Origin of the sequence: Pseudodonghicola xiamenensis DSM 18339, from assembly GCF_000429365.1 — a bacterium.
Taxonomy (GTDB): domain Bacteria; phylum Pseudomonadota; class Alphaproteobacteria; order Rhodobacterales; family Rhodobacteraceae; genus Pseudodonghicola; species Pseudodonghicola xiamenensis.
Map to the genome: position 1 here is coordinate 1 of NZ_AUBS01000071.1, position 4904 is coordinate 4904.

Here is a 4904-nt window from a genome sequence, read left to right on the forward strand (position 1 = left end):
CAGATGACCGGATTTTCCTCGCAGGCGCATTTCTCCGACGCCTTCCGCAAGCTCTTCGGCACGGCCCCCTCGGTCCTGCGAAAACCCGAAGGCCCGGCATAAGCCGGGCCTTGCGTAGCACCGCCAGGGATCAGCGGTAGGCGTTTTGGGTGTTGTGGGTCATATATCGAGTGTGTTGTCCTTTTCCCATTTAGAGAAGTGGGAGACGAATGCGTTCCATTCGGAGTGTTTCATCTTGATGTAGGAGGCCGAGAAGTCGTTGCCCATCATGGTCTTGAGGCCGCTGTCGGCGTCGAAGGCGCGGATGGCGTCGAGCATGTTGAGCGGCAGGCGCGGGGCGCCTTCGATCCTGTGGCCCTCGGCATACATGTCGATGTCATGGCGCGGGCCGGGATCGGCCTTGGAGCGGATGCCCGAGAGGCCGGCGGCGATGATCACCGCCTGCAGCAGATAGGGGTTCACCGCGCCGTCGGGCAGCCGCAGCTCGAACCGGCCGGGGCCGGGCACCCGCACCATATGGGTGCGGTTGTTGCCGGTCCAGGTGACGGTATTGGGCGCCCAGGTCGCCCCCGACATGGTGCGCGGCGCGTTGATCCGCTTGTAGCTGTTCACCGTCGGATTGGTGATCGCCGCCAGCGCCTCGGCATGTTTCATGATCCCGCCCAGGAAATACCCGCCCTGTTCGGACAGGCCCACCTCGCCGATCTGGCCGCCGGCATTGCCGGCGAAGGCATTGGTCCTGCCGTCCGGATCCCAGACCGAGACATGCGCATGGCAGCCGTTGCCTGTCAGCCCCTCGATCGGCTTCGGCATGAAGGTGGCGCGCAGCCCATGCGCCTCGGCCACCGATTTCACCATGAACTTGAAGAAGCTGTGGCGATCCGCCGTCACCAGCGCGTCGTCGAAGGCCCAGTTCATCTCGAACTGGCCATTGGCATCCTCGTGATCGTTCTGATACGGGCCCCAGCCAAGCCCCAGCATGTAATCGCAGATCTCGGCGATCACGTCATAGCGGCGCATCACCGCCTGCTGATCATAGCAGGGTTTCGCCGCCGTATCGAAGGGATCGGAGATCTGATCCCCCTCCGGCGTCAGCAGGAAGAATTCCGCCTCGATCCCGGTCTTCACCCGCAGCCCCTCGGCCGCCGCCTGCGCCACCAGCGCCTTCAACACATTGCGCGGCGCCTGTTCCACCGGCGCCCCGGCCATCACGCAATCGGCCGCGACCCAGGCCACCTCGGGCTTCCACGGCAACTGGATCGCCGATGCCGCATCCGGCACCGCCAGCATGTCGGGATGCGCCGGCGTCAGATCCAGCCAGGTCGCGAAGCCGGCAAACCCCGCCCCCTCTGCTTCCATATCCGCCACCGCCTGCGCCGGCACCAGCTTCGCCCGCTGGCCCCCGAACAGATCGGTGTAGGAGATCATGAAGTATTTGACGCCCTTTTCCTCGGCGAATGCGGCAAGTTTGCTCATTTGTCTTTCCTATTCCCTGTCGGTGAAAGAGGGGCCCGCGGCCCCTCTTCTCGGGCCTTCACAGCCCCGTTTTCCCCGGGAACCAATCGGTCCCCGCCAGTGGCACCCGCGCCATGGCCGCCGCCTCCAGCGTCAGCGCGCACAGATCCTCGGGCTCCAGGTTGTGGACATGGTTGTGGCCGCAGGCCCGGGCGATGGTCTGGCATTCCAGCGTCATCACATTGAGGTAATTGCGCAGCTTGCGCCCCGCCGCCTCCGGATCCAGCCGCTGCATCAGCTCGGGGTCCTGGGTCGTGATCCCCGCCGGGTCCCGCCCCTCGTGCCAGTCGTCATAGGCCCCGGCGGTCGAGCCCAGCTTGCGATACTCCGCCTCCCATTTCGGATCGTTGTCGCCGATCGCCACCAGCGCCGCCGTGCCGATCGACACCGCATCCGCCCCCAGCGCCAGCGCCTTGGCCACATCGGCACCGCTGCGGATACCGCCAGAGACCACCAGCTGCACCTCCCGGTGCATCCCCAGATCCTGCAGCGCCTGCACCGCCGGCCGGATGCAGGCCAGCGTCGGCTGACCCACATGTTCGATGAACACGTCCTGCGTCGCCGCCGTGCCCCCCTGCATGCCGTCCAGCACCACCACGTCGGCCCCGGCCTTCACCGCCAGCGCCACGTCGTAATAGGGCCGCGCGCCACCGACCTTGATATAGATCGGCTTTTCCCAATTGGTGATCTCGCGCAGCTCGAGGATCTTGATCTCCAGATCGTCCGGACCGGTCCAGTCAGGATGCCGGCAGGCCGAGCGCTGGTCGATCCCCACCGGCAGATCGCGCATCCCCGCGACACGTTCGGTGATCTTCTGACCCAAGAGCATGCCGCCGCCGCCCGGCTTGGCGCCCTGCCCCACCACGATCTCGATCGCGTCGGCCCGGCGCAGATCGTCCGGGTTCATCCCGTAGCGCGACGGCAGATATTGATAGACCAGCTTCTCGGAATGGCCGCGCTCCTCCTCGGTCATGCCGCCGTCGCCGGTGGTGGTCGAGGTCCCCGCCATCGTCGCGCCGCGTCCCAGCGCCTCCTTGGCGTGGCCCGACAGCGCCCCGAAGGACATCCCGGCGATGGTGATCGGGATCTTCAGCTCGATCGGCTTCTTCGCGAAGCGCGTCCCCAGCGTCACCGAAGTGTCGCATTTCTCGCGATAGCCCTCCAGCGGATAACGCGACATCGAGGCGCCCAGGAACAGCAGGTCGTCAAAATGCGGCACCCGCCGCTTGGCGCCGCCGCCGCGGATGTCGTAAATGCCCGTCGCCGCCGCCCGGCGGATCTCGGAATTGATCTCCCTGGAGAAGGTCCAGCTCTGGCGCGGGTCGGTCTGCGGTGTCTTGTCCATGTCGCGCTCCTCAGTATTCGTCGGCGTGGTCGATGTTGAAGTTGTAGAGCCGGCGGGCAGAGCCATAGCGCCGGAACTCTTCCGGCCTGGCCGCCGCCCCGGCCTTGTCGAGAAGCACCTTCAGCAGCTCGAGATGCTCCGGCCGCATCTCCTTCTCGATGCAGTCGGCGCCCAGAGATTTCACCGTGCCGCGCACGAACAGCCGCGCCTCGTAAAGCGAATCCCCCAGCGCGTCGCCGGCATCCCCCAGCACCACCAGATTGCCCTTCTGCGCCATGAAGGCCGACATATGGCCGATGTTGCCATGCACCACGATGTCGATCCCCTTCATCGAGATGCCGCAGCGCGACGAGGCATTGCCCTTGATGTTCAAAAGCCCGCCATGCCCGGTGGCACCGGCATATTGCGAGGCATCGCCCTCGATGGTCACCACACCGGACATCATGTTCTCGGCAACCCCCGGCCCGGCAGAGCCCTCGACCGTGACCGAGGCCTCCTTGTTCATGCCGGCGCAATAATAGCCGGCCGACCCCTTCACCCTCACCTCGAGCGGCCCGTCGAGCCCCACCGCCACCGCATGGGCGCCGCGCGGATTGGCGATCTCATAGGCCGTGTTGGCCTGGGCTTTCGCCGCAGCCTGCAGCCGGCTGTTGACCTCCCGCAGCTCCGTGGTGGCCATATCGAGCACCGTCTTCTCAAATGTCATCGTCATTGGCTCAACGCTCCCAGAAATAGACGGTGGCCGGCTCGGGTTCCCAGACCCGGGCCGTCTCGATCCCCGGAAGATCCGCAAAGGCGCGGTATTCCGAGGCGAAGGCGACGTAATCCTCGGTCTCGGCCATCACCGCCGGCTTGCAGGCGATCGGGTCGCGCACCACGCCAAAACCGGTCTTGGTGCCGGTCACGAAGGTGAAGAACCCGTCGAGATCCTCGATCGTGCCCTCCAGCGCCTCGCCCAGGCTCGCCCCCTCGGCAATCCGCGACGAGATATAGGCCGCCCCAACCTCGGTGTCGTTTTCCGACCGGGTGAACACGCCTTTCTTCGCCAGCCTGCGCCGCATCTGATTGTGGTTCGACAAAGAGCCATTGTGCACCAGGCACTGGTCGTCGGCGGTGGAGAACGGATGCGCCCCCATCGTCGTCACCGCGGATTCCGTCGCCATCCGGGTGTGGCCGATGCCATGAGAGCCCCCCATAGCACGCAGACCGAAACGGGCCGCCACATCCTTCGGCAGCCCGACTTCCTTGTAAATCTCCATCGAGGCGCCAGAGCCCATGATCCGCAGACCCTGCGCTTCCAGCTCTGCGATGGCCGCCTTCTCCACCGCCGCCGGCAGGGTCAGGACCGCATGGGTGTCGACCACCTTGATCGTCACCGGCGCGTCAACCGCGGCACAGATCGCAGCGTCGAGATCGGCGAATGCCTCCGCCGGCCTATCCGATTGCACGGTGATCTTCACCATGCCCTCGGCCTCATCGCCATAGATCGCGATCCCGGCGCTGTCCGGGCCCCGGTCGGTCATGGTGATCAGCATATCGGTGAGCAGATCGCCCAGCCGCGGGCGCAGCGCCTCCTGCTTCAGGAACAGGCCTACAATGCCACACATAGGTTCCTCCTTAGTGGTCGTCTTCGGCGTCGCAGCGCCGTCGAGACATCACTAAAGGGAAACCTATTTTCCCATCAAGAAAGTTTTGCGCCTACCTGGAAAAAATCCTCACCAACAGGAAAGATGCCTGTTTTTCACGCAAACCTCGCGCAAAACCGCCCCCCCCCCGCAACCAGCCTCCCTCCTCATCGCGCCTGCGGATAGGTGATGATCGACAGATACCGCGCCGGAAGCTCCAAAATCTCCTCAGGCCCATGCGGCGCATCCGCATCGAACAAAAGCGCATCCCCCGGCTCCAGCAGATACAGCATCTCTCCGTGACGATAGCTCACCCGACCCTCCAGAAAATACAACAGCTCTATCCCCTCATGCTGAAACGCAGGAAATCTATCGCTCTCACTGTCCAAAACTATCAAATATGGCTCTACAACTACTCC

5 protein-coding genes are annotated in these 4904 nt (G+C 64.7%); all 5 read right to left on the reverse strand.

Translation table 11 applies throughout. The features are described from left to right. Positions 1-159: 159 nt before the first annotated feature. Positions 160-1476: a type III glutamate--ammonia ligase gene (gene glnT, locus G455_RS0121900; RefSeq protein ID WP_028095575.1), complete on the reverse strand. Its 1317-nt coding sequence runs from the start codon at positions 1474-1476 to the stop codon at positions 160-162. A gap of 58 nt (positions 1477-1534) precedes the next feature. After that, on the reverse strand, positions 1535-2860 hold the full coding sequence (locus G455_RS0121905; protein ID WP_028095576.1) for an FMN-binding glutamate synthase family protein: 1326 nt from the start codon (positions 2858-2860) through the stop codon (positions 1535-1537). Between the two features lie 10 nt (positions 2861-2870). After that, entirely contained in the window at positions 2871-3572 is a 702-nt protein-coding gene (locus tag G455_RS0121910; RefSeq protein WP_189658336.1) for a GltB/FmdC/FwdC-like GXGXG domain-containing protein, read from the reverse strand. Between the two features lie 4 nt (positions 3573-3576). Then, positions 3577-4467 (reverse strand): class II glutamine amidotransferase, encoded by an 891-nt coding sequence (locus G455_RS0121915; protein ID WP_028095578.1) that lies wholly within the window; start codon positions 4465-4467, stop codon positions 3577-3579. Positions 4468-4652: 185 nt separating this feature from the next. Further along, on the reverse strand, positions 4653-4904 hold a 252-nt coding region (locus G455_RS25170; protein ID WP_035366598.1), incomplete at its 5' end, for a cupin domain-containing protein.

Coding starts and splice junctions, on each gene's coding strand:
- G455_RS0121905 (WP_028095576.1), bottom strand. CDS start 2,860: ATGGACAAGACACCGCAGACCGACCCGCGCCAGAGCTGGACCTTCTCC.
- glnT (WP_028095575.1), bottom strand. CDS start 1,476: ATGAGCAAACTTGCCGCATTCGCCGAGGAAAAGGGCGTCAAATACTTC.
- G455_RS0121910 (WP_189658336.1), bottom strand. CDS start 3,572: ATGACGATGACATTTGAGAAGACGGTGCTCGATATGGCCACCACGGAG.
- G455_RS0121915 (WP_028095578.1), bottom strand. CDS start 4,467: ATGTGTGGCATTGTAGGCCTGTTCCTGAAGCAGGAGGCGCTGCGCCCG.